Raw genomic sequence first — 23,604 nt, 5'->3', positions numbered from 1 at the left:
GCCATATTTTGACCGTCGCCTGTGCAGCAAATAGCGCATATTTGATATTCCGCAAGGTTTTCAAACCTGATCGAAGCGACTATATCAGCCCCGCAGGCGGATAAGAGCAAACAACAGGCCCACTTATGATTGTTGAAATCGGACATTATGCCCTGGTGCTGTCACTCGTGGTGGCATTGGCACAGTCGACCATCCCGTTCATGGCCGCATCCCGGCGTGATGTCGCCCTTCTGAAAATCGCGCCACGCCTGTCCATTGCCTGCTTTGCGCTGGTCGGTACAAGCTTCGCCGCCCTGACATATGCCTATGTCACGTCCGATTTCTCGGTCCTGAATGTGCTGGCCAACAGCCACACATCCAAACCGCTGATCTATAAAATCACCGGGGTCTGGGCCAACCACGAAGGCTCGATGCTGCTCTGGGTCATGATCCTGACCCTGTTTTCTGCCGCCGTCGCCGCCTTTGGCCAGAACCTGCCGCCAAGCCTGCTGGCACGTGTTGTTGGCGTGATGGGGTTGATTGCGCTCGGCTTCCTTCTGTTCATCCTGCTGACGTCCAACCCGTTCGAGCGCGTGATCAACCCGCCGCTGAACGGCGAAGGTATGAACCCGCTGCTGCAGGATCCCGGCATCGCCATTCATCCGCCGTTCCTCTATCTCGGCTATGTCGGCTTTTCCGTGGCCTTTGCCTTTGCCGTCGCCGCCCTGATCGAAGGCCGGGTTGACCCGGCATGGGCGCGCTGGGTCCGACCATGGACCCTGGCCGCATGGATGTTCCTGACCGCCGGGATCGGGCTTGGTTCCTGGTGGGCCTATTACGAACTCGGCTGGGGTGGCTGGTGGTTCTGGGATCCGGTGGAAAACGCATCCTTCATGCCGTGGCTGGCCGGAACCGCCCTTTTGCATTCGGCGATTGTTGTCGAAAAACGCGACGCGCTCAAAAGCTGGACGATCTTCCTCTCGATCCTGGCTTTCTCCTTCTCGCTGCTCGGCACCTTCCTGGTGCGGTCCGGCGCGCTGACATCGGTTCATGCCTTTGCCACCGACCCGACCCGCGGGGTGTTCATCCTGCTCCTGCTGTGCCTGACGGTGGGCGGATCGCTGGCCCTTTATGCCTGGCGCGCCCCGACATTGAAGGGCGGCGGACTGTTTCAGCCGATCTCGCGCGAAGGCGCACTTGTGTTTAACAATGTGCTGCTTTCGATTGCGGCGGCCATGGTGCTGCTGGGGACCCTTTATCCCCTGCTGCTCGAAACCGTGACCGGCGAAAAAATCTCGGTTGGCGCACCGTTCTTTAATTCCACCTTCGTGCCAATCATGACGCCCCTGATCATTGCCATGGCTTTTGGTCCGCTGATGCCATGGAAACGCGCCGATCTGTTTGCGGTTCTGGGCAAGCTCAAAATCGCGATTGCCGCCGTGATCATGGTTCTGATCGTCACCTACTGGCTGGCCGGTGGCCCGGCCTTTGCCCTGTTTGGCATGGGTCTCGCTGTCTGGCTGTTTGTCGGATCGATCCTTGAATGGGCGGGCCGGATCAAGCTTTTCCGCGAACCCTTGGCCAATAGCTTCCGCCGCATGCGCAATCTGCCGCGCTCTGCTCACGGCACCATGCTGGCCCATGCCGGGATGGCGATTGTTGTCGCCGGCATCACCGGATCACAGGCCTGGACCGAGGAATCGGTTCAGTCCCTTGCCATCGGTGAAAGCACGGTTGTTTCGGGTCACACCTTTACACTCAGCGGCCTTCGCGAATATCAGGGGCCGAACTTCTTTGCCCGCGAGGCCACCATCACCATCGCAACCCCGGGCGAACGCACCATCACCCTGACCCCGGAAAAGCGTGTCTACACGGTTGAAGGCATGCCCACGACCGAGGCCGGAATCCGGTCCGGATTCACCGGTGATATCTATGCGGTGATTGGTGACGAGGACGCCAGCGGCAAATGGGTGACGCGTTTCTATGTCAAACCCATGATCCCGTGGATGTGGGCCGGTGGCATCATCATGGTGCTGGGGGGGCTTATGTCCCTGTCTGACCGTCGCTATCGCGTGGGTGCTCCCACCCGCTCCACCAAAACGGCTCAGACCGTACCCGCCGAATAGGATTATCAATGACCATCTGGATTGTTCTTGGCGCCTTGACGGCTCTGGTGGCGGGTTATGTCCTCTGGCCGATCCTGCGAAATGCGCGTTCGGCTGATGCGGATACGAACGAAGATCGCCTTGCCGACATGGACGAAGACGAACTGCAACGCGATCTTGCGGTTTACCGTGACCAGCTTGCCGAAATCGGCCGCGATATCGAACGCGGCGTTCTGACCGAAGGACAGGCTGACGCCGCCCGCACCGAGGTCCAGCGCCGCATCCTTGCCACCGATCAGCGGATCGCCAAACGCCACCAGTCCGGCGAGGCGGCAAACCGCGTGTCACGCCTGCGCCCCGCGGTTGCGATCTTTACCCTGCTTCTGTTTGCTGGCGGCGTCGGTCTTTATCTTGACCTTGGCCGTCCCGACCTTCGCGACCGGCCCATCGCCAGCCGTACGGATGAAATCATGGCCGCCCGTCAGGCCAGCGACAATGACGCCAACCGCAACGCCGCCCTTAACCGCGCGGTACAGGACCTGTCAAACCGCCTGCTAGAAAATCCCGATGACCTCAAGGGCTGGGAACTTCTCGGCGCCAGCCTGATGGCCCTTGGTCGCCCCGAAGAAGCCCAGACCGCCTATCTCGAAGCGGTCAAGCAATCCGGTCGGGATGGTGATTACCTCGCGATGTATGCCGAAAGCGTCATCCGCACCAACAATGGGCAGGTCAACACAATCGCGCGCGGCGCGCTGGAAGAAGCCGCAAAATCCGGCAGCACGGACCCGCGTATCCAGTATTTCCTGGGCCTTGCCGATGCGCAGAACGGCAATGTCGCCGCCGCTGTCGACCGCTGGATCGCCTTGGTCAATGGCGCGCCGTCTGATGCCGGCTGGCTGCCGATGGTGCTGGCCCGGATCGAAGAGGCCGCTCTTGCCCAGGGCATCGATATTACCGGCCGGATCACGGTTACCCCGCCCATGGCATCAAATGCCCCCGGCGGACCATCCCGCGAGGATATGGAAGCCGCCGCCGAAATGACCCCCGAAGAACGCCAGGAAATGATCCTTGGCATGGTGTCGCAACTGGCCGACAAACTGGCGGAAAATCCCCAAGACCCCGAAGGCTGGGCACGTCTGATGCGCGCCTATATGGTGATCGGTCAACCTGATCAGGCAAAGCAGGCCTACGATACCGCCCGCCAGGAATTTGCGAGCGATACCGCGCTTCTGACCCGCTTTGCCGGTCTCGCGGACGAACTTGGTATTCCCGGGGATTAGGCACCGACCCTCACGGTTATGGTCGCCATCCCCTGCCAGAGTCGAACGCACCGTGAAAAATCACGGTGCGTTTTTCTGTATCCGGATGGAACGCACCCGTTACGAACCATACGCAAGAATAGTATTTCTGCTAAAACTTTCGCCTGCATCCTATTGATTTGTCATTCTGTTTGCTAAAAATTCCCTCCGGCAAAAAATGAACAAGGTTCAGAAAAACAACAATTTCATCTATAATATTGAAATTATTCTCTCTTTTTCTTCATTTCGTGACAAAGATTGATTATAGTTCTTACCCATCAAAAGGGGAGCATGGCAAAATCCCCCACCCAAAAGAATAAGGACATCGCATGATCGCCGGTGCCAACGGGACCGTAAGCAATTTGCTGCTGATAGAAGACAATCCGGGCGACGCCAGATTGGTTCAGGAAGCCCTGCGCGAATTCACCCACCCGGTTCAGTTGCATCACGTCAAGGACGCGATGACCGCGCGCCAGTTCCTGCAACAGGACGGCCCCTATCGCAACGCGCCCAAACCGCGCCTGATCCTGCTTGATCTCAACATGCCGCGCAAGGATGGCCGGGAAATGCTGCGCGAAATCCGCAATGACCCGTCATCCGCCTCGATCCCCGTGATCGTTCTGACCACATCGGGTGCCGAACATGATGTCGATCTGTGCTATGCCGCCGGGGCCAACTGCTATCTGCGCAAGCCGGTTGATGTGACGGAATTTATCGATCTGATGAAAATGATCGAATCATTCTGGCTGGGCCTCGCCCTGACCCCGTCCCCCTGATCGCAACGCGCGGATCATGCTGCCCGGCCCTTGCCCCTGACAGTCGGCAATCCCCTGTCGGTTCCCATGGCTCCAATACATTGTTCCCAGCGACCTGAACCCGGCACACCAACCCCGGGACTGGGGACTGGGGACTGGCGCCCACACTCCGTCGCCTTACGCGATATCTGAATGATGTACGCCCACGCTGCCCCGATCATCCCGTCTGGCACATCGGCAAGAAAAAAGGCCGCTGTATCAAACAGCGGCCTTTTCAAAATCGAAGATCAAAGATCGATGATCAGTTGGACAGTGCAGCAATCTGCGCACGGGCAATTTCAAGCGCACGTTCGGCATTCGCCTTGTCATGTGCTGTCGTTGCCGCCTTCAGATCCGCCTCGGCGGTCTCAAGACGTGCCTGGGCTTCATCGGCCTTGATATCGGCAACCGGAACGGCTTCTTCGGCCAGAATGGTGCAACGCTCGGGGTTAACCTCGGCGACGCCACCAGCGACGAAGATACGTTCGGAAACCTTGCCACCTGCATAGATGTCGATGACACCCGGACGAATGGTCGAGATCATCGGCGCATGCTTCGGCAGCACGCCAAAATTCCCGTCCGTGCCCGGAACAACGACCATCTCGACCGGCTCGGATTTGAGCAGGGCAGACGGCGAAACAAGTTCCAGTACAGTCGTATCAGTCATGACAGTCCTCTCTCCCGTATGGGAAGGGGGTCCGAAGCTGCCTTAGGCAGCTTCGGCCATCTTCTTGGCTTTCTCGATGGCTTCTTCGATGGTGCCGACCATGTAGAATGCCTGTTCGGGCATATGGTCATATTCACCAGCGCAGATTGCCTTGAACGCCTTGATGGTGTCTTCGAGCTGAACGAACACGCCCGGAGTACCGGTAAAGACTTCTGCAACGTGGAATGGCTGCGAAAGGAAACGCTGGATCTTACGGGCACGGGCCACGACCAGTTTGTCTTCTTCCGAAAGCTCGTCCATGCCGAGAATTGCGATGATGTCCTGAAGACCTTTGTAGGTCTGAAGAACACGCTGCACTTCACGGGCAGTCTCGTAATGTTCCTTGCCGATAACGCCCGGATCAAGCGCACGCGAGGTACTGTCGAGCGGGTCAACAGCCGGATAGATGCCAAGCTCGGCAATCTGACGGTTGAGCGTCGTGGTCGCGTCAAGGTGGGCAAACGAGGTTGCCGGCGCCGGGTCGGTCAAGTCATCGGCAGGGACGTAAATGGCCTGGACCGAGGTAATGGAACCTTTTTTGGTCGAGGTAATACGTTCCTGAAGTGCACCCATGTCGGTTGCCAGCGTCGGCTGATAACCCACGGCAGACGGGATACGACCGAGAAGTGCCGACACTTCCGAACCCGCCTGGGTGAAGCGGAAGATGTTATCGACGAAGAACAGAACGTCCTGGCCTTCTTCATCACGGAAATATTCCGCAATCGTCAGACCGGTCAGAGCAACACGTGCACGGGCTCCCGGGGGTTCGTTCATCTGGCCATAAACCAGTGCGGCTTTGGATGCACCTTCCGGATTGATAACGCCAGATTCCATCATCTCGTGATAGAGGTCGTTACCTTCACGGGTACGTTCACCAACACCTGCGAAAACCGAATAACCACCGTGGCCTTTTGCCACGTTGTTGATCAGTTCCATGATGAGAACGGTTTTACCCACGCCCGCACCGCCGAACAGACCGATTTTACCACCCTTGGTGTACGGCGCGATCAGGTCGATGACCTTGATGCCGGTAACCAGGATTTCGGTGTCGGTTGCCTGATCGGTAAACGACGGAGCTTCACGGTGGATCGGGGAGGTCATTTTCGCATTGACCGGACCACGTTCGTCAACCGGCTCGCCGATGACGTTCAGGATACGACCAAGGGTTTCCGGACCAACCGGAACCGAGATCGCGTCACCGGTATCGATGACTTCCTGACCACGACGCAGACCTTCGGTGGTGTCCATCGCGATGGTACGGACGGCATTCTCACCAAGGTGCTGTGCAACTTCGAGAACCAGACGCTGACCGTTGTTGTCAACATGCAGCGCGTTCAGAATGGGAGGCAGATCGCCGTCGAATTTAACGTCGACGACGGCGCCCATAACCTGGGAAATTTTCCCCGCCTTCTTGTTCGCCATAGGTATTGTCTCCTGCTCGGACAAAACTATCCGTTAGTTCCTGCGACCCGCTTACAAAGCCTCGGCGCCGGAAATGATTTCAATCAGTTCGTTGGTGATCTGGGCCTGACGTGAGCGGTTGTACTGGATGCTCAGTCGGTCGATCATATCGCCGGCATTGCGGGTTGCGTTATCCATCGCGGACATACGCGCACCGTGTTCGGATGCACTGCTTTCCAGCATCGCACCGAAAATCTGGACCCCGACGTTACGCGGCAGCAGATCAGCCAGAATGGCTTCTTCAGACGGTTCATATTCATAAACCGCAGAAGAACCGGTAGCTTCTTCCTGCCCGTCGGCTTCCGGCACCGCGAACGGCACCAGCTGCTGTTCGGTGACGACCTGCGAAATTGCTGACACGAACTTGTTATAGAAGATCGAGCAGACGTCAAATTCGCCTTCGTCATACAGCGCCAGAATTTTGTCGGCAACGTCGGTAGCAGCAGAGAAATCAATCCCCTTCTTGCCTTCGACGCCGGTATACCGGGCGACAATCGCGTCACCAAATTCACGCTTGAGCGCATCGGCACCCTTGCGGCCAACACAGATCAGCTTCACCGTTTTGCCAGCCGCGCGAAGGGCGCGGATCTTGATACGGGTCGCTTTGATGATCGATGCGTTGAAACCGCCGCAAAGGCCACGGTCCGCGGTAAAGACGACGAGCAGATGCACATCATCCTTGCCGGTACCTGCCAGAAGCTTCGGTGCCCCCTGTGATCCACCAACCGCGGCTGCAAGACGGCCCAGCATCGTCCCCATGCGATCTGCATAGGGACGGGCTGCTTCCGCTGCATCCTGCGAACGGCGGAGCTTGGAGGCTGCCACCATCTTCATCGCCGAAGTAATTTTCTTCGTCGACTTGACGCTGGCAATGCGCGAGCGCAGATCCTTCAAACTTGCCATTGCGTTTCCTCCTTCGCCTAAAGTTCAGACTTACGCGAAGGTTTTCGCGAACTTGTCGAGGAACGCTTTGAGCTTCGTTTCGGTGGCTTCCGAAAGAACCTTCTCGGTGCGGATCGCATCAAGAATGTCGGCACCCGACGAACGGATGTCGCTCAGGAACTGTTCTTCGAAAGCACGAATTTTGCCTACTGCCACACCGTCAAGGTAACCCTTAACACCGGCATAGATCACAACAACCTGCTCTTCCACTTTCAGCGGCGAATACTGCGGCTGCTTGAGCAGTTCCGTCAGACGTGCGCCACGTGCCAGCAGTTTCTGGGTTGCCGGATCAAGATCCGATGCGAACTGTGCGAAGGCTTCCATTTCACGATACTGGGCAAGTTCCAGCTTGATCGAACCGGCAACCTGTTTCATTGCCTTGATCTGAGCGGACGAACCCACACGCGAAACCGACAGACCAACGTTCACGGCCGGGCGAACACCCTTATAGAACAGGTCGGTTTCAAGGAAGATCTGACCGTCGGTGATCGAAATCACGTTGGTCGGAATAAACGCCGAAACGTCGTTACCCTGGGTTTCGATAACCGGCAGAGCGGTCAGCGAGCCAGCGCCGTTTTCGTCATTCATTTTCGCAGCACGTTCCAGCAGACGGGAGTGCAGATAGAAAACGTCACCCGGGAAAGCTTCACGTCCCGGCGGGCGGCGAAGAAGCAGCGACATCTGGCGATAGGCAACAGCCTGTTTCGACAGATCATCATAGAAGATGGTGGCATGCATGCCATTGTCGCGGAAATATTCACCCATTGCGCAGGCAACGAACGGTGCCAGGAACTGCATCGGCGCCGGGTCGGACGCGGTCGCGGCAACAACGATGGTGTTTTCCATCGCGCCACGTTCTTCAAGGACCTTCACAACCTGTGCAACGGTCGAACGTTTCTGACCAACCGCAACATAGATGCAGAACATCTTGTCGCTGTCGGATTTCGCTGCATCGTTCACCGGCTTCTGGTTCAGAATGGTGTCGATGATGATCGCGGTTTTACCGGTCTGACGGTCACCAATGATCAGCTCGCGCTGGCCACGGCCAATCGGGATCAGCGAGTCAATCGACTTGATACCGGTCTGTACCGGCTCGTGAACCGATTTACGCGGGATGATGCCTGGTGCCTTGACGTCGGCAAGGCGACGTTCTTTTGCACCCAGATCACCTTTACCGTCGATCGGGTTGCCAAGCGCGTCAACAACGCGGCCCAGCAGCTCTTTGCCAACCGGCACGTCAACGATGGCACCGGTACGCTTGACCTGGTCGCCTTCTTTGATGTTACGGTCAGAACCGAAAATAACGATACCGACATTGTCTTCCTCAAGGTTCAGGGCCATGCCCTTGATGCCACCCGGGAAGTCGACCAGTTCACCGGCCTGAACATTGTCAAGACCATGAACACGGGCGATACCGTCACCGACAGAAAGAACCTGACCGACTTCGGCAACTTCGGCTTCAGCGCCAAAATTGGCAATCTGATCCTTAAGAATAGCGGAGATTTCCGCGGCGCGGATTTCCATCACGCAACCCCTTTCATAGCGAGCTCGAGCTTCTGCAATTTGGTACGAAGCGAGGCATCAAAAACCCGGGAACCGACCTTGACGACAAGGCCGCCAAGAACCGCCGGATCGACATTCAGGTCCACTTTGACAGTGGCGCCAACAACTTCTTTAAGAGCGCCGGTAACGGCTTCGATTTGCTCTTTTTTCAGCTCGGAAGCCGAGGTCACCTGTGCGGTCACTTCGCCTTTGAAAGCTGAGAGCATGGAAAGGTAGGAACTGATAACATCCGGCAGAACGAACAGGCGGCGCTTCTGACACAGAACGCCGACGGTCTTCTTGGTCAACTCGGAAACGCCAAGCTTGTCCAGAAGGGCCGCCATTGCCTTGGCCTGCACATCCCGGGAAATCACGGGACTACGGAGCACATTCCGCAGGTCATCGCTTTCGACGATGGCCTGGTCGAGCAATTCAAGATCGCTTTTGACAGCATCAAGCGCATCGGCCGATTGGGCCAATTCGAATAATGCTGTGGCGTAACGCCCTTGAAGCCCGGTCGCGGCAGTATTTTGGGACACCGGTGAAAGCCCTCAATTCTGGTTATGAGAACGACTCGGATACGTATAAAAAAATGGTCTCTCGGAAGGTGTTCCCGCCGAGAAGCGAGCGTTTGGTATCATATGTCCATGACAGGGGCAACCCCCGCGCAACGCCATTTCGGCAGTCTTTTTCATTCTTGCCTAAAGTTGGGGCAAAACCGGGCCGGATTGCTTACTTTTCGAGGCTTTTTACAACTATTTAATAATACCGGTTTTCCCGCCACAGGCGGATTTCGGTTTGGTGAAATCGACTTTAACGGACGAATCCCCGCTTTTTTCTTCAAACGCTGCCGTGCAACCGCGGGTCGATAACCTTCTTTTGCGATCAAAAAGTGTAATCGACATCACATTCGGGCCCTTCAGACGTCGATCACGAGCCTTCATGTCATCGCTCAGGAGATTTAAATGAAACTGCCCCGAATGATCAGCCTGCTGGTCGCTGGTGCCACCCTGCTGGCACCGATCAACGCCTTTGCATGCAGCAGCGGCTATTTCCGTTTTGTCGAAACCGGCACCGCAAGCCCCTTCGTACCATCGGCCTCGCGCGCCTATTACGACGATCAGGATGAACCCGGCACCGCCATTTCCGTTTTTGTCGATCTGACATCGGCTGACTTCAAAGCCATGGCCGACAGCCGCCGCAATGTTTTTGGCGGCAAGACCACGGTTTATAAAATCACCTGCGACGCGGTCACCGCCCCGCTGTCGGAAATCCCGGCCGAAGACGTGCCATCCGATAGCTGGATGAGTGCCGAGGGCATCAACCCGACGCATGCCTATCTCGAAGCCGACAATTTCAGCAGCACCACCGTCGGCCCGAACAAGCAATCCATCCCGGCCTGGCTTACCAGCAAGTCCAGCAGGGTCTACAGCGCCAACTGATATCATCGCATCGGGTCACCCTACCGGTGGCCCGATCCGTCCGCCTGCCCAATATGAGATACATCATCAGACATGCGATCCGGTGCCATCGCCCTTGGCGGACCATTTGCGCGCCCGGTTGATCGCCATTTTCCCCTGCACTTCGCCATCAAGGTCGAGCCCGAACTGATCGGCCAGACGATACAGCAAAATCAAAACGTCTGCCGCCTCACGACCGATTTCCGAAATATCCCGGTCCGCCACCGCCTCATCAAGCTCTTTCATTTCCAGCATCGCACGTTCGACAAGCGCCCGCGGATCGGCAACCGGGCCAAAAATTCCCTCGGCCCAGTCACATATGCTTTGCTGGCTTTCGCTCATGTTTGTTGAATTTTTAACATTCGTCATCAAATCTTATCCGTAATTCCGGCAAAACTCGGGATATCCATAACCCGCAATCACGACGGGAGACAACATATGGCACGACAGTGGGAGTTCGTGCAGACCGCCGGATCATTCAAATCCTGCATGGCTGCATATTTTACGCTGATTGTTGCACTATGCGCAGTCACCTTTTCCACCGTCTCACATGCCAGAACCCTGATCATCGAAGGCCTGTCCGAAGCCCCGCTGAAATGGATGGTCGATGGCGACCCGCGCGGGATTGATATCGACATCATGACCGAAGTCCTGAACGACATGGGCATCACCGATTACCGGTTTCAGCTTGTCGATAATGGCCGTCGTCTTCTGCATAATGCCCAGACCGGCAACAGTGATATCGTCCTGACCCTGTCGCAAAACAGCGAACGCAGCCAGTATCTGAACTACCCCGAAGAAGCCCATCTTCTGCTTGATTGGCGCTTTGCCGTCCGGGCCGAGGACCGCGACCGGATCACCTTTAATGATTTTTCCGATCTCGCCCGTCATCGCGTGGGGGCGGCGGCGGAATATTCCTATACCGATACCTTCTGGCGGTCCGGGCTTGATATCGAAGTCGTCGCCAAGAACGATCTGCTGATCCCGATGCTGCTGGAAAACCGCTTTGATGTCGTGCCGGTCAATTACCTCAGCACGCTTTACGAAACCCTGCGCAACGGGCAGCGCGAAAAAATCGCCTTCATCTATCCGCCGCTACGCCGTGCGCCCTATTATAATGTGTTCTCAAAGGCATCCGACTATCCGGACAAGGACGCGTTTCTGAAACGCTATGACCAGATCATCAGCACCATGCGCAATGATGGCCGCCTTGCCTCCATCTTTCAGGATTACCTTGGTCCCGATGGTCTGGACTGGTGGCAATCCCAATATCAGAACTGATCCTACATGAAGCTGTAAGGATCGATATCGATCTGCACCCGGACACTGCCCGGCGTTTTCACCTTCGATAACCAGTCATGGATCATCGCCTGCAACCGGACCTGCTTATCGGTGCGAATAAGGAACCGTCTGCGATACCGCCCGCGCAGCAACGATAACGGGGCCGGTGCCGGTCCCAGAACGACGATGCCATCGCCCCTTGGGGCTGCCCGCCCGATCCGCCATGCGGCTTCGTCAACCTCGTTTTCCTTTTTCCCCGAAATGATCAGGGCCGCCAACCTTCCATGCGGCGGCATGCCATGCGTCATGCGCTGGGATAATTCAACCTCGTTAAACGCATCGCGGTCGCCCGCTGCAATCGCCTTGATCACCCGGTTTGACGGGTCCGCTGTTTGCAGCAAAACCGTGCCCGGTCGCTCGCCACGCCCGGCACGCCCCGCCACCTGTGTCATCAACTGATAACTGCGTTCAGCCGCGCGCAAATCCCCGCCCGCAAGGCCAAGATCGGCATCAACAACCCCCACCAGGGTCAGCATCGGAAAATGATAGCCCTTGGCCAAAATCTGCGTCCCGATCAGAAGGTCAACCTCATGGTTATGCACCCGGTTGACCAGCTCGGCCGCGGCCTTCGGCCCGGCGATATTGTCCGATGTTGCGACCTCGATCCGGATTTGCGGGAATGTCTCGACCGCTTCCTCATACAGCCGTTCCACCCCGGGCCCGCATGCCGCAAGCTTTTCCTCCGCCCCGCAGGCCGGGCAGCTATCGGGGGCTTTTGCCTGATAACCACAATGATGACATTGCAATTTGCCCCACGCCCGATGCTCGACCAGCCATGCGGTACAATTCGGGCACTGGAACCGGTGCCCGCAGGCCCGACAAAGGGTCAACGGCGCATAACCGCGCCGGTTCAGGAACAGCATCGCCTGTTCCCCGGCGGCAAATGTCTCCGCCAGCCGTTTTTTCAGGGTCGGCGTGATCCAGCGTTGCCGTTCCGGCTTGTCCTGCCGGATATCGACGATTTCGACACTTGGCAAAACCGCCATGCCGTGCCGCTCCGAAAGCTCGACCCGCTCATACCGTCCGGCTTCCACATTCGCCAAAGTCTCAAGCGACGGGGTGGCGGATGCCAGAATGGCCGGAATCCCGCCCAGATGTGCGCGTGCAACCGCCATATCGCGCGCATGATAAATCACGCCATCTTCCTGCTTGAAGGCATGTTCATGTTCTTCATCGACCACAATCAGGCCGAGATTGGCATAGGGCAGAAACAGCGCCGACCTTGCCCCGACCACAAGCTTTGCCGACCCATCGGCCACCGCCCGCCATGTGTCGCGCCGCCGCGCCTGCCCGACTTCGGAATGCCAAAGCGCCGGCTCGACGCCGAATCGGTCGCGAAACCGCTGCAACCACTGCGCCGAAAGGGCGATTTCCGGCAACAGGACCACCACCTGTTTCCCGCTTTCCAACGCGGTGCGGATCGCCTCGAAATAAACCTCGGTCTTGCCCGACCCGGTCACACCATCCAGCAACGTTACCGAAAATCCATCTTCCGCCACCTTGGCACACAGCATATCCGCCGCACGTTCCTGCGCATCCGACAGATGCGGGCGCGGGATATCAAGGTCGGGGGCTTCAAACGGCGATGGTGGCGTCACCATCAAACGCCGGACAACGCCTGCCTCGACCAACCCCTTGATCACACTGGCCCCGGCACCGGTTTCGCGCATGATATCGGCCTGTTCCATCGGCGGATGGTCGCGCAAAAACGCCATCACCCGCTTGCGCGGCGGCGTCATGCGAAGGCTGCCATCGCCTTCGCCATCTGCCGGATCGGCAAGGGTAAATCGGAAAATCGGCTTGGGCGGCTCCAGCGCATCAGAAACGCTCATCGCCATGCGCAGCACCGCCCCCTGCGGCGCCATGGTATAGGCAGACACCCAATCGACGAATTTTCGCGTCACATCGGCCATCGGCGGTGCCTGCAAAACGCCATAAATTTCGCGCAGCTTGGCCGGATCGACGTCGCCCCTGGCCTTACCCCAGACGACGCCGCGCTGGGTCTGACGGCCCAGTGGAATTTCGACAAAGTCGCCGGGCTGAACGTTCAGGCCTTCGGGGACTAGATAATCATACGGGCCCGCCAATGGCAGCGGCGGCAGAACACTGATCGTTTCACCCGTTACCTGAAAGGCTGGATCATCATCAAACAGATTTCCCGATATGGCCTTTGCGGCGCTCATATATTATAAACCCCGTCAGGATGCCTCTGGGTTGGTCGCATGATTATGCATAACCGGCTTGTGGCACAAAAGAAAACGGTCCCACAGCACAGGGCGTCTGGTACCGTCATTTGAATGGAACCGGACCCTATCAGCTAACCGCATCATCGAACAACGATCTTCAAAAGCTCCTGAGCAGGAAATCCAATGAAGTTTTTCATCGACACCGCCGACATCGACGCAATCCGCGAAATCGCCAAATCCGGCCTCGTTGATGGCGTGACCACCAACCCGTCGCTGGTTGCCAAAACCGGCCGTTCGTTCCTCGATCTGATCAAGGAAATCTGTGACGTGGTTGACGGCCCGGTCAGCGCCGAAGTTGCTGCGACCGACTATGAAACCATGGTTGCCGAAGGCCGCAAACTTGCGAAAATCGCCGACAATGTCGTCGTCAAACTGCCGCTGACCCCGGATGGGCTCAAAGCCTGCCGCACCTTCACCGACGAAGGCATTCAGACCAACGTCACCCTTTGCTTCTCGGTCGGTCAGGCCATTCTGGCCGCCAAAGCCGGTGCGACCTATGTGTCGCCGTTCGTTGGCCGCCTTGACGATATCTCGTCCGATGGCATGCAGCTGATTGCCGACATCGCCGAAGTTTATAACAACTACCCGAACTGGCAGACCGAAATCCTCGTCGCGTCCGCTCGCGGCCCGCAGCATGTTGTCGATTCGGCCCGTCTCGGTGCCGACGTCGTCACCATCCCGCCGCAGGTTCTTGGCCAGCTCTTCAAACACCCGCTGACCGACAAGGGTCTTGAAACCTTCGTCGCCGACTGGGCGAAAACCGGCCAGTCGATCCTCTAAGGTCGAAAACCCGGCTTTTGATCGGTTTTATCACCGGTCCTTAACACGCATTTAACCCGGCAGCCCGCATTGTGGCTGCCGGGTTTTTCATTTCACTGCAAATTACCGGATCAGATGGAAAAGACAGCATTGCGCGCCGACGACGTCGCGGCCTACCTCGCCGAACATCCCGACTTTTTTGCCAACCGGCCGGACCTTCTCGACAGTCTGGACATGCCGGTGCGCGAACTCGGTTCGGGCGTGGCCGACATGCAGCAATATGTCGTCGCCCGTCTGCGCGATGAACGCGAAAAGCTGCGCGGCGCGACAAGCGAGCTGATTAATATTTCCAAATCCAACCTCGAAACCCAAAGCCGCATCCATCGTGCGGTTCTGGCCCTGCTCAATGCCCGCGGGTTCGAGGTCTTCGTCGAAGCCCTGCAGGATCTTGTGCCCGAACTGCTTGACCTTGATGCCATCGCATTGTGCTTTGAAGAAAGCGAAGATGCCCCCGTGCCGCGTTGCGGCGGCCGTGTTCGTCGCCTGACAACTGGTGCGGTTGATCAGGTTCTGGGCGAGGAAAACGACGTCTGGCTTCTGCCCGACAATGCCGGGGACGAGGCGATTTTTGGCCCGCAGGCCGATAACATCCGGTCCGCCGCCATTGTCCGTCTCGCACCGTTTTATGGCGACCCGGTCGGGCTTGTCGCATTCGGTGTGGCCGAACCCGATTATTTCAGCCCGGCACAGGCCCATGACCTGATCATGTTCCTGGCCTCCGTGATCGAATTTGGTGCCCGCCGATGGCTGACAGCGCCGCAATGAATAAGGGGCTTGCTGCCCTGACCCTGCCCGAAGACGTGCGCGATGCCATTGCCGACTGGCGGCAATGGCTGTCTGCCGAACGCCGCGCTTCCGACCACACCACCGAAAATTATCTTGCCGATCTGTATGCTTTCCTTGGTTTCGTCCGGGAACATCGCGGTGATACACCCGATATTGCCGATCTTCTGGCGCTTAACCCGCGCGACTTCCGAAGCTGGCTGGCGCGGCGCAGCATGGATGGCATGGCCAAAAGCTCCACCGCGCGCGCCCTATCGTCGCTGCGCAATTTCTATCGCTTTCTGGATCGCACCGGGCGCGGGCAAAATGCTGCGGTCAATTCGATCCGCAATCCGAAACTGCCACAATCCGTCCCCAAACCACTTAGCCCGCAGGATGCCATCGCCGTCCTTGATAACGCTGGCGCGCGGCAGGATGAACCGTGGCTTGCCAAACGCAACCTTGCCCTTTTCACCCTGCTATATGGCTGCGGGTTACGCATATCCGAGGCACTGGACCTTAACGCCAATCAACGCCCGACGGGCGATTCGATGGTCATCACCGGCAAGGGCAACAAACAGCGCCTTGTCCCGGTATTGCAGATCGTGCGCGATGCGATCGAGGATTATGTCCACACCTGCCCCTATGCCCCGAACGGCAATGAGCCGCTCTTTGTTGGCGCACGCGGCGGGCGGCTGGTCGCACAGGTCGCCCAACGCGAAATGCGCAAAATCCGTGGCCTTCTGAACCTGCCCGATACCGCCACCCCCCACGCCATGCGCCATTCCTTTGCCACCCACCTTCTGGCCGGTGGCGGTGATCTGCGCACCATTCAGGATCTGCTCGGTCACGCCTCGCTTTCGACCACCCAACGCTATACCTCGGTCGATACCGAACGCCTGATGGCTGTCTATCAGGGGACCCATCCCCGCGCACGGCGTTAGTCCAGATATTCAAGAACGTTTGCCGCCTTCATGCGTTACGGACAAAGCAACCCATCATAAACGGGAGTCCGCCATGAAGCTTTTCCGAAGCCGCCGCTTTGACGCATCCTCACGCCACCGCCAGGTCTATAGCGCCTATGAAATCGCCTATACCTCGGTCGACTGGCTGGCCGCGGTGCTGTTCACCATCGGCAGCATCATGTTCCTCTATGACGACCTGATGAAAGCCGGAACCTGGCTTTTCATCATCGGGTCGGTGTGTTTTGCCCTGCGGCCTACCATCCGGCTTGCCCGTGAACTGCATCTTGCCAGGCTGGGCGAGGCCGTCATGGAGCCCGGCAATTCCCCTGATTACCGCCGGGGCTGATCTCCCTTTCCCGGCAGGATTTCCACAATCGCGAAATTTGGGGTTCTTCGAAACGGCATTTCCCCCTTACACTGCGGGCAACTTGTTGAAATTCATCGGAGGAACCCCATGATCCTGCGCTCCAGCGACCCGTCACCCTTTGGCCGCAAGGTCAAAATCGTCGCCAAAATTCTTGGCATTTACGATCAGCTCACCATCGAAATGTCCAATACCAACGATCCGGAAGACACCCTGCGCAAACAGAACCCGCTGGGCAAAATCCCGATCCTGATCCTTGATGATGACCGCAAGATTTTCGATAGCCGCGTGATCTGCGAATATCTTGACGCGCAGGTCGATGGCATCACCCTGCACCCGACCGAAAGCGACGCCCGGTGGGAAGCCCTCACCCTTCAGGCGCTTGGCGATGGCATCATCGATGCCTCGATCCTGCAGGTCTACGAACACCGCATGCGCCCCGAAGAAAAACGTTCATCCGACTGGCTTTCCTATCAGTCCGACAAGGTCAAACGCGCCATGGATCACCTTGACGCCAACCCGCCGTCGCTTGCCGGTGACCTGACCATCGGCCATGTCGCCCTTGCCTGTGCACTGGGCTATCTTGATCTGCGTTTTGATGGCAGATGGCGCGAAACTTACGGCGCCCTCGTTACATGGCTTGATGCCTTCCGTGCGCGCGTCCCGGCCTTTGACGCCACAATTTTCAAGGGCTGATAGGACTTACGCCCCGGTGCGGCTTAATCCTGCTTGCACCGGGCCGCTTTCGGATTACATCGCGATTTCACATTCACCGTCCGGAGAACACGAATAAATGTCCCGCCTTAACAGCGTCATCCGCCGCCTGCAGGCCCAGCGCGACTGCCTGAATGCCGCCGCCGAAATGATCAAGGACCATGACGGTATTGTTCTTGAAATCGGGCTTGGCAATGGCCGCACCTTCGATCACTTGCGTGAAATCATGCCGGATCGTGAAATCTTCGTCTTTGATCGTCAAATCGCCGCCCACCCCAAATGCATCCCCGATGATGATCACCTGTTTCTGGGCGACATTTTCGAAACCCTGCCGATGGCGGTTGAACGCTTTGCCGGCAAGGTCGCACTGGTCCATTCCGATGTCGGCACCGGGGACGAGGAACTCAATGCCAAAATCGCATCCTTCATCGGCAAGACCCTGCCTGCGGCCCTGATCAAGGGCGCGATTGTCGCATCCGATCAGAAAATCGACGTGCCCGGCACCATCGCCGAACCGCTTCCCGAAGGCGTCCCGCAGGATCGCTATTTCTTCCGCCGTTATCAGGGCTAAAACCAGAAACCGCCCCTCATCAGGAATCCCGTCCGTGTCCAATGCACCCACCCCGGCCGCCTCGTCCCCCAGTGGTTCAACCCTTTCCGAGGCCGAGGCATTCCTTGCCAAATACCCGGATGTCGAGGCCATCGACATCATCCTGACCGATTTTCACGGCATCGGACGCGGCAAGATGATCCGCCGTCACGAGCTTGAAGGCATCTATAAATCGGGGCGTGGATTGCCAACCTCGATCTTTGGCCAGGATGTCACGGGCGAGGATGTTGATGATTGTGGGCTGGTGCAGACCGGCGGCGGCGGCGATGGCCGGTGCTGGCCCGTGCCGGGAACATTGGGCTATCTGCCCCACACGGGCCGGGGCCAGCTTCTGATCAGCATGTATAACGAAGACGCAACCCCACACGATGTCGACCCGCGCAATGTGTTCGTCAATCAGGTCAAGCGTGCCAATACCCTTGGCTTTGCCCCGATGGGCGCGTTCGAACTGGAATTCTATCTGGTGGACCGCAATGCTGACGCGGGCGGGCTTTATCACCCGGCATCCTACGCGATGACCAAACGCCGCTCGCTGCTGCGCAACACCATGTCGGTCGATGAAATCGATGAAATGTCGCCGCTTTTTGATGCGGTTTATAAGGGCGCCAAACATCTTGATCTGACGCTTGAAACCCTGATTTCCGAATATGGTCCGGGCCAGTATGAAATGACCATCCGCTATCGCGATCTGATGCGCGCGGCCGATGATGTCATCATCGCCAAACGCCTGATCCGCACCGCGGCCCGCCGTTTCGGGATGGAGGCCGTCTTCATGCCCAAACCGTTCGGCAACGAAGCCGGTTCTGGCATGCATCTGCACCTCTCGCTGGCGGACGAAAACGGCAATAACCTGTTTGCCGATCAGCCGGACGGGAGCTTGAGCCCCCTGATGCTCAACGCCATCGGCGGCATTCGCGGCACCATCGGTGAAACCATGCTGATCTTGGCCCCGTTCATGAATTCATGGCGCCGCTTTGCATCGGCCATGTATTCCCCGGCATCTGATGATTGGGGTGTTGAAAACCGCACCGTGGCGCTTCGTGTGCCGGGCACGCCGGGCAAGACCCGGCATTTCGAACACCGCATCGCGGGTGTTGACGCCAATCCCTATCTGGTCGCTGCCGTGACATTAGGGGCGGCCCTTGACGGCATCGAACACAAAACAGATCCCGGCAAACCAAGCACCGATGAAATCGGCCATGACAAAGCCCCGAACGACCTGCCGCGCCATTGGCTTGACGCCATCGACCGCTTCGGTGCCTCCGATTTCAACAAACGCACCCTTGGCGAACGCTTCCTCACCGCATTTACCCGCATAAAGCAGGCAGAATACGAACATATGGCACTCAAGGTCAGTGCGGCCGAATGGGAATATTACGGGTTTTCGGTCTGAATGATGGGGCCGGTGTGCCGGTCAGGCTTTCCTGACCGGGGACCAGAATCAGAAGACGCGTTTGGCGCGGTTGTTGGATTTGTGCGCGGAGAACGCGACCCGCGGGCGGGAATCCATCATTTTCTGATCGCGCAGATGGGCGACTTCAAGATCGCGGGGATCGACATTCATCATGCGGATGTCGCCCGCACGGTCCGCATTGGCATGCAGATGCATCTTGGTCGAAACCCACTGATAGGTCGGATAGGTCACGTTTTCCGGAAGCATCTCTTCGGTAATCACCTTATAGGCCCCGGCTGGCAGAACTTCCGCAAGCCCACGCAGACTGAACGGCCGCGCAAAATTCAGGATTTTCGATGTGGTACGGTTTGTCAAAAAAGTGCTCCTACCGCGCAAGGGCGCGTTGATCCGGGAAAATCAACGGGATCATTCCCGTGGCCAGCTTTTCAGCTTTTGTTTTCCTCACGCGAGACGCCTGCGAATTCCTGATCGAACCCGCATTGCCACGTTTGATTTCAAACAAAAATTGAAATGACCATGAAATTTGGAAATAAATATCCAAGTCTGATCATATGAATATTTTTTGATTTTATACAACGAACATATTTTTTATTTTTATATCGCCTTGAATAGATACATAAAACCATCGCACCGAAAATAATCCGGCGCGTAGCAATCCGATTTTATTTTGCGATTTATTTATCCGGCTCTTTAGCCCGGCGATGATCAGTAGCTCAGATCCAGACCAAGCATACTGCCAAGCCCGAAGGTCACCGCCCCAAGGATAACAACCGCCAGCACGAAAATCGCGACCATCTTGGCGCTGGCGCGAAGGACAGCCCGCATGCCGATCTTCTTGCCCTGATCGTAATGCCACTTGATGGCAAAGAACATGCCCGTGCCCAACGCGACAACCTTGATCGTACCGAAAACGAACGGAACCCAATCCATATCAAAGACTTCCTAGTGCATCAGATCAGTGGGTTATGGCCGCATCCTGCGCAAATGCACACTTCGCGTTCTGCAACGCTGATATGTACCATCCGTCCCGGCTGGTTTGGCGCGCCGGATTCCTATTCGGCCTTCCTGCCCGCCATTGCCTGCAAATAGGCGATCACATCGCGGATTTCCGCATCCGAAAGCTGATCAGTCGTAAATCCATGCATCTGCATATCGGGCCAATGGCGCACCGATGCCGGATCACGGATCAGCATCACAAGTGCATCGGGCTTGAAATAATCCACCGGGCTCATCGGCAGGTTAAGATCCGGCCCCAGTTCGGTAATCCCCGCCCCGTTCATCCGGTGGCAGGCAAAACACTGATCAATGAAAACCGCCTGTCCGCGTTTGGCATCTTGCGGAACATCGTCACCAAGCGCCAACTGCGGCCACCGTGCCGCCGGAAAGGCGGCATAACCGATTTTCGCCACCTGATAGGGCCATTGTTCCGACCGGATATGCGATACTGCCGCATCGACCCACACCAATGAAAATGGCCCGGCCGAAACCTCCTTGCCCGGCAGGTTCGGCCAGGGCGCATCTTCGGGTTCAATGGCGATCCACGCCTGCGCCGTTTCATCGTCCTCAAGCAACACAAGCGGCAGGGGAATATTGGCGACAAACCCGTCAAGGGCGATGACCTCAAGCCCCGTCTCGCGGTCCACCGCACCCGCATCCCCGATCAGGGACGCAACCGGCACCGCGCGATAGGTCATATCGCGCCCATAGGCCGCGTCATCGGCCACCGTGATCTCGCGTGCCGCCGCGTGGCTTAACAATTCATCGGTCTGATAAACCGAAACCGCGCCCGTGGGCGTCGTCACCTGCAATTCCGCGGCACTGGCGGCCTTGCCCGCAAATGGCAGCAAAACACACAGCAGCAGCCAAACCCCATATCCCCGATACGATTTCATGCCCGGTCCCCTCTCTGGCGATCTGTGGCAAATTGTCCCGCAACAAGAATACCATAACCGCCGCAAACTGATGATCGCGTATTCACAAATGCCCTCGCGAACGCATGGCTGCCCTTCATCGCCGCCCAATTCCTTGCCATACCGGCCCAATGGCGATATTCAGGTTTCAAACTGTCATTAACTTGCAATGCCGGGACCCGCTGCTTATCTCCGGCTTGCAACAGGCGAGATGAGACGACGCCATGAACCAGATTGCCACCATCGCCGAGGCGAAGCCCGGCGCAATGTCCGAGATGCAGATTGATCCCACCCTTGATCTTGAGGCGGAAATTGCCCGCCTGAAGAAAGAGAAAAACGCGATCATTCTGGCCCATTATTATCAGGACGGCGAAATTCAGGACCTGGCCGACTTTGTCGGCGACAGCCTTGATCTTTCGCGCAAGGCCGCCGAAACCGATGCCGATGTCATCGTGTTCTGCGGTGTCCGCTTTATGGCCGAGGTGGCCAAAATCCTCAGCCCGAACAAAACCGTCCTGCTGCCCGACTCAAAGGCCGGCTGCTCGCTCGAAGATTCGTGCCAGCCCGAACCGTTCCGCAAATTCCGCGAACAGCATCCCGACCACGTATCGGTCACCTATATCAACTGCTCGGCCGAGGTAAAGGCCGCATCCGATATCATCGTGACCTCGTCGAACGCTGCCGAAATCATCGATCAGATCCCGCTTGATAAACCGATCCTGTGGGCACCGGACCGCCATCTTGGCAGCTATCTGGCGAAAAAAACCGGCCGTGACATGACGCTGTGGAACGGCTCGTGCATCGTGCATGAACAGTTTTCCGAACGCGAACTGATCCGCCTGAAAACCCAGAACCCGGATGCGAAAATCGCCGCACACCCGGAATGCCATGACGGCATTCTGAAACATGCCGATCACATCGGCTCGACGCGCGCCATTCTGGAATATGTGATCAACGGCCCGGATCAGAAATACCTGATCGCGACCGAACCCCACATCATCCACCAGATGGAAAAAGCCGCCCCGCACAAGGAATTCATTCCGGTGCCCGGTGCCGATGGCTCGTGTGCGTGCAACAATTGCCCGTTCATGGAACTGAACACGCTGGAAAAACTCTATCTGTGTCTGGTCAATAACGGCCCGCAGATCATCATGCCCGAAGATCTGCGTGTTGCCGCCGTCAAACCGCTTGAACGGATGCTGGAAATGTCAAAAGGCATTCCGCTCAAAAAGGATCACGCGGCCTAAGGCCCACCCGATCAGCAGCCCCGCAGCAACTTGCGGGGCTGTTTTCCATCCCCATCCCACAAAGAATGCGGCCCCACCATGACCGTCCTGACCCCGGCTGAAATTTCCGAATTCATCGACCGCGCCTTTGCCGAGGATATCGGCACCGGCGATATCACATCGGACAATGTCATCCCCGCCGATGCGCGCCTGCGCGTCGCGCTTGAAACGCGGGAGGACATCGTGGTTGCCGGTCTGGACATTGCCCTTGAATGTTTCCGCAAACTGGTCCCCGATGCCAAAATCACCAAGCATTGCGAGGACGGCGATGCGATTGCCGCCAAGGACGTGCTTGCCGTTGTCGAAGGCAATGCGCGCGGCATCCTGACTGCGGAACGCACCGCGCTAAATACCCTGCAACATCTGTCGGGAATCGCCACCACCACGCGCACCTATGTCACTGCGATGGGCGATACGACGGCTAAATTGCTTGATACCCGCAAAACCCTTCCGGGCTGGCGCAAGATGGAAAAATACGCCACCCGCATGGGCGGCGCTCAGAACCACCGCATGGGTCTTTATGACGGCGTGATGATCAAGGACAACCATATCGGTGTGGTCGGTTCGATCACTGAATGCGTGAAATCCGCACGTGCGGCCAACCTGCCGAAAATCGAAGTCGAATGCGACACGCTCGATCAGGTGCGTGAAGCCACCGATGCCGGTGCCGATATCATCCTGCTCGATAACATGGGGCCCGATATGCTCCGCCAGGCCGTCGCGATTGTCGCGGGTCGCTGCAAGACAGAGGCATCGGGTGGTGTGAACCTGCAAACCATCGGTGCGATTGCCGCCACGGGTGTTGATTATGTTTCGGTCGGGCGCATCACCCAATCGGCCCCGGCGGTCGATATCGGGCTGGATGTCGCCATTCTCTGACCGGGTC

Annotated in this window: 24 protein-coding genes; 14 read left to right on the top strand and 10 right to left on the bottom strand. The window is 57.5% G+C overall.

The window, feature by feature from the left end:
- The first annotated feature begins 125 nt into the window (after positions 1–125).
- The 3 genes from J7395_RS07440 to J7395_RS07430 all read left to right on the top strand — a co-directional run bounded on the left by J7395_RS07440 (position 126) and on the right by J7395_RS07430 (position 4,158).
- A complete protein-coding gene (locus tag J7395_RS07440; RefSeq protein WP_062959342.1) occupies positions 126–2,105 on the top strand; it encodes a heme lyase CcmF/NrfE family subunit in 1,980 nt (659 codons plus the stop codon).
- Between the two features lie 8 nt (positions 2,106–2,113).
- Complete coding sequence (ccmI, locus tag J7395_RS07435; protein WP_209221077.1) at positions 2,114–3,364, top strand: c-type cytochrome biogenesis protein CcmI; 1,251 nt, start codon at positions 2,114–2,116, stop codon at positions 3,362–3,364.
- A gap of 347 nt (positions 3,365–3,711) precedes the next feature.
- Entirely contained in the window at positions 3,712–4,158 is a 447-nt protein-coding gene (locus J7395_RS07430; protein WP_062953221.1) for a response regulator, read from the top strand.
- Between the two features lie 280 nt (positions 4,159–4,438).
- On the opposite strand, the gene atpC is transcribed toward J7395_RS07430, so the two are convergent.
- From atpC to J7395_RS07405, 5 genes are read right to left on the bottom strand one after another with little or no spacing between them, the layout of a single operon-like run.
- Positions 4,439–4,843, bottom strand: a complete 405-nt coding sequence (atpC, locus tag J7395_RS07425; RefSeq protein ID WP_062953220.1) for an ATP synthase F1 subunit epsilon — start codon at positions 4,841–4,843, stop codon at positions 4,439–4,441.
- A 42-nt stretch (positions 4,844–4,885) separates the two neighbouring features.
- Complete coding sequence (gene atpD / locus J7395_RS07420) at positions 4,886–6,304, bottom strand: F0F1 ATP synthase subunit beta (RefSeq protein WP_062953219.1); 1,419 nt, start codon at positions 6,302–6,304, stop codon at positions 4,886–4,888.
- Between the two features lie 51 nt (positions 6,305–6,355).
- Entirely contained in the window at positions 6,356–7,246 is an 891-nt protein-coding gene (locus J7395_RS07415) for a F0F1 ATP synthase subunit gamma (protein ID WP_062953218.1), read from the bottom strand.
- Positions 7,247–7,276: 30 nt separating this feature from the next.
- A complete protein-coding gene (gene atpA, locus J7395_RS07410) occupies positions 7,277–8,809 on the bottom strand; it encodes a F0F1 ATP synthase subunit alpha (protein WP_114111192.1) in 1,533 nt (510 codons plus the stop codon).
- A complete protein-coding gene (locus tag J7395_RS07405; RefSeq protein WP_007089181.1) occupies positions 8,809–9,366 on the bottom strand; it encodes a F0F1 ATP synthase subunit delta in 558 nt (185 codons plus the stop codon). Before J7395_RS07405 ends, atpA begins: the two co-directional genes overlap by 1 nt.
- Before the next feature lie 426 nt (positions 9,367–9,792).
- Here J7395_RS07405 and J7395_RS07400 point away from each other — a divergent pair, with 426 nt between their 5' ends.
- A complete protein-coding gene (locus J7395_RS07400; protein WP_209221076.1) occupies positions 9,793–10,269 on the top strand; it encodes a hypothetical protein in 477 nt (158 codons plus the stop codon).
- A gap of 66 nt (positions 10,270–10,335) precedes the next feature.
- Here J7395_RS07400 and J7395_RS07395 read toward each other — a convergent pair whose 3' ends face one another.
- Positions 10,336–10,656, bottom strand: a complete 321-nt coding sequence (locus J7395_RS07395; RefSeq protein WP_209221075.1) for a nucleotide pyrophosphohydrolase — start codon at positions 10,654–10,656, stop codon at positions 10,336–10,338.
- A gap of 69 nt (positions 10,657–10,725) precedes the next feature.
- Between J7395_RS07395 and J7395_RS07390 the strand changes: the two genes are divergently transcribed.
- On the top strand, positions 10,726–11,568 hold the full coding sequence (locus tag J7395_RS07390; protein ID WP_209221074.1) for an ABC transporter substrate-binding protein: 843 nt from the start codon (positions 10,726–10,728) through the stop codon (positions 11,566–11,568).
- Between the two features lie 2 nt (positions 11,569–11,570).
- On the opposite strand, the gene J7395_RS07385 is transcribed toward J7395_RS07390, so the two are convergent.
- Positions 11,571–13,811 carry a primosomal protein N' gene (locus tag J7395_RS07385; RefSeq protein WP_209221073.1) on the bottom strand — a complete coding sequence of 747 codons (2,241 nt, stop codon included), beginning with the start codon at positions 13,809–13,811 and terminating at the stop codon, positions 11,571–11,573.
- A gap of 186 nt (positions 13,812–13,997) precedes the next feature.
- Between J7395_RS07385 and fsa the strand changes: the two genes are divergently transcribed.
- From fsa to J7395_RS07350, 7 genes are all read left to right on the top strand, one after another.
- On the top strand, positions 13,998–14,654 hold the full coding sequence (fsa, locus tag J7395_RS07380) for a fructose-6-phosphate aldolase (protein WP_037990470.1): 657 nt from the start codon (positions 13,998–14,000) through the stop codon (positions 14,652–14,654).
- A 114-nt stretch (positions 14,655–14,768) separates the two neighbouring features.
- Positions 14,769–15,458 carry a DUF484 family protein gene (locus J7395_RS07375; protein ID WP_097051346.1) on the top strand — a complete coding sequence of 230 codons (690 nt, stop codon included), beginning with the start codon at positions 14,769–14,771 and terminating at the stop codon, positions 15,456–15,458.
- Positions 15,437–16,399 carry a tyrosine recombinase XerC gene (locus tag J7395_RS07370; protein WP_209221072.1) on the top strand — a complete coding sequence of 321 codons (963 nt, stop codon included), beginning with the start codon at positions 15,437–15,439 and terminating at the stop codon, positions 16,397–16,399. The genes J7395_RS07375 and J7395_RS07370 overlap by 22 nt, the downstream gene beginning before the upstream one ends.
- A 73-nt stretch (positions 16,400–16,472) precedes the next feature.
- Positions 16,473–16,766 (top strand): YrhK family protein, encoded by a 294-nt coding sequence (locus tag J7395_RS07365; RefSeq protein WP_062953210.1) that lies wholly within the window; start codon positions 16,473–16,475, stop codon positions 16,764–16,766.
- A gap of 108 nt (positions 16,767–16,874) precedes the next feature.
- Positions 16,875–17,480, top strand: a complete 606-nt coding sequence (locus tag J7395_RS07360) for a glutathione S-transferase N-terminal domain-containing protein (protein WP_209221071.1) — start codon at positions 16,875–16,877, stop codon at positions 17,478–17,480.
- A gap of 97 nt (positions 17,481–17,577) precedes the next feature.
- The gene (locus J7395_RS07355; protein WP_097051349.1) at positions 17,578–18,069 is read left to right on the top strand and encodes a class I SAM-dependent methyltransferase; all 492 of its coding nucleotides are present in this window, start codon (positions 17,578–17,580) and stop codon (positions 18,067–18,069) included.
- Between the two features lie 34 nt (positions 18,070–18,103).
- Positions 18,104–19,501 (top strand): glutamine synthetase family protein, encoded by a 1,398-nt coding sequence (locus tag J7395_RS07350; protein WP_209221070.1) that lies wholly within the window; start codon positions 18,104–18,106, stop codon positions 19,499–19,501.
- A 48-nt stretch (positions 19,502–19,549) separates the two neighbouring features.
- Here J7395_RS07350 and J7395_RS07345 read toward each other — a convergent pair whose 3' ends face one another.
- From J7395_RS07345 to J7395_RS07335, 3 genes are all read right to left on the bottom strand, one after another.
- The gene (locus J7395_RS07345) at positions 19,550–19,876 is read right to left on the bottom strand and encodes a hypothetical protein (protein ID WP_062959359.1); all 327 of its coding nucleotides are present in this window, start codon (positions 19,874–19,876) and stop codon (positions 19,550–19,552) included.
- Positions 19,877–20,227: 351 nt separating this feature from the next.
- Positions 20,228–20,452 carry a hypothetical protein gene (locus J7395_RS07340; protein WP_062953205.1) on the bottom strand — a complete coding sequence of 75 codons (225 nt, stop codon included), beginning with the start codon at positions 20,450–20,452 and terminating at the stop codon, positions 20,228–20,230.
- Positions 20,453–20,574: 122 nt separating this feature from the next.
- Positions 20,575–21,414 (bottom strand): cytochrome c, encoded by an 840-nt coding sequence (locus J7395_RS07335; protein WP_247742060.1) that lies wholly within the window; start codon positions 21,412–21,414, stop codon positions 20,575–20,577.
- Between the two features lie 242 nt (positions 21,415–21,656).
- Between J7395_RS07335 and nadA the strand changes: the two genes are divergently transcribed.
- On the top strand, positions 21,657–22,679 hold the full coding sequence (gene nadA, locus J7395_RS07330; RefSeq protein WP_097051352.1) for a quinolinate synthase NadA: 1,023 nt from the start codon (positions 21,657–21,659) through the stop codon (positions 22,677–22,679).
- A 78-nt stretch (positions 22,680–22,757) separates the two neighbouring features.
- Positions 22,758–23,597, top strand: coding sequence for a carboxylating nicotinate-nucleotide diphosphorylase (gene nadC, locus J7395_RS07325; RefSeq protein ID WP_209221069.1), 840 nt, complete (start codon positions 22,758–22,760; stop codon positions 23,595–23,597).
- Positions 23,598–23,604 lie beyond the last annotated feature (7 nt).

The organism is Thalassospira sp. A3_1, assembly GCF_017744215.1.
In the GTDB taxonomy this organism is placed as follows: domain Bacteria; phylum Pseudomonadota; class Alphaproteobacteria; order Rhodospirillales; family Thalassospiraceae; genus Thalassospira; species Thalassospira lucentensis_A.
The sequence above is the reverse complement of the archived record's forward strand: the minus strand, read 5'-3'. Positions and strand labels throughout refer to the sequence as shown.

Bases quoted from the DNA above. Each gene is read 5' to 3' on its own strand.
- atpA (WP_114111192.1), bottom strand. From the start codon at position 8,809: ATGGAAATCCGCGCCGCGGAAATCTCCGCTATTCTTAAGGATCAGATT.
- J7395_RS07395 (WP_209221075.1), bottom strand. From the start codon at position 10,656: ATGACGAATGTTAAAAATTCAACAAACATGAGCGAAAGCCAGCAAAGC.
- J7395_RS07355 (WP_097051349.1), top strand. From the start codon at position 17,578: ATGTCCCGCCTTAACAGCGTCATCCGCCGCCTGCAGGCCCAGCGCGAC.
- atpC (WP_062953220.1), bottom strand. From the start codon at position 4,843: ATGACTGATACGACTGTACTGGAACTTGTTTCGCCGTCTGCCCTGCTC.
- atpD (WP_062953219.1), bottom strand. From the start codon at position 6,304: ATGGCGAACAAGAAGGCGGGGAAAATTTCCCAGGTTATGGGCGCCGTC.
- J7395_RS07415 (WP_062953218.1), bottom strand. From the start codon at position 7,246: ATGGCAAGTTTGAAGGATCTGCGCTCGCGCATTGCCAGCGTCAAGTCG.
- J7395_RS07370 (WP_209221072.1), top strand. From the start codon at position 15,437: ATGGCTGACAGCGCCGCAATGAATAAGGGGCTTGCTGCCCTGACCCTG.
- J7395_RS07385 (WP_209221073.1), bottom strand. From the start codon at position 13,811: ATGAGCGCCGCAAAGGCCATATCGGGAAATCTGTTTGATGATGATCCA.
- J7395_RS07375 (WP_097051346.1), top strand. From the start codon at position 14,769: ATGGAAAAGACAGCATTGCGCGCCGACGACGTCGCGGCCTACCTCGCC.
- J7395_RS07365 (WP_062953210.1), top strand. From the start codon at position 16,473: ATGAAGCTTTTCCGAAGCCGCCGCTTTGACGCATCCTCACGCCACCGC.
- nadC (WP_209221069.1), top strand. From the start codon at position 22,758: ATGACCGTCCTGACCCCGGCTGAAATTTCCGAATTCATCGACCGCGCC.
- J7395_RS07390 (WP_209221074.1), top strand. From the start codon at position 10,726: ATGGCACGACAGTGGGAGTTCGTGCAGACCGCCGGATCATTCAAATCC.
- J7395_RS07360 (WP_209221071.1), top strand. From the start codon at position 16,875: ATGATCCTGCGCTCCAGCGACCCGTCACCCTTTGGCCGCAAGGTCAAA.
- J7395_RS07400 (WP_209221076.1), top strand. From the start codon at position 9,793: ATGAAACTGCCCCGAATGATCAGCCTGCTGGTCGCTGGTGCCACCCTG.
- J7395_RS07335 (WP_247742060.1), bottom strand. From the start codon at position 21,414: ATGAAATCGTATCGGGGATATGGGGTTTGGCTGCTGCTGTGTGTTTTG.
- ccmI (WP_209221077.1), top strand. From the start codon at position 2,114: ATGACCATCTGGATTGTTCTTGGCGCCTTGACGGCTCTGGTGGCGGGT.
- fsa (WP_037990470.1), top strand. From the start codon at position 13,998: ATGAAGTTTTTCATCGACACCGCCGACATCGACGCAATCCGCGAAATC.
- J7395_RS07340 (WP_062953205.1), bottom strand. From the start codon at position 20,452: ATGGATTGGGTTCCGTTCGTTTTCGGTACGATCAAGGTTGTCGCGTTG.
- nadA (WP_097051352.1), top strand. From the start codon at position 21,657: ATGAACCAGATTGCCACCATCGCCGAGGCGAAGCCCGGCGCAATGTCC.
- J7395_RS07430 (WP_062953221.1), top strand. From the start codon at position 3,712: ATGATCGCCGGTGCCAACGGGACCGTAAGCAATTTGCTGCTGATAGAA.
- J7395_RS07440 (WP_062959342.1), top strand. From the start codon at position 126: ATGATTGTTGAAATCGGACATTATGCCCTGGTGCTGTCACTCGTGGTG.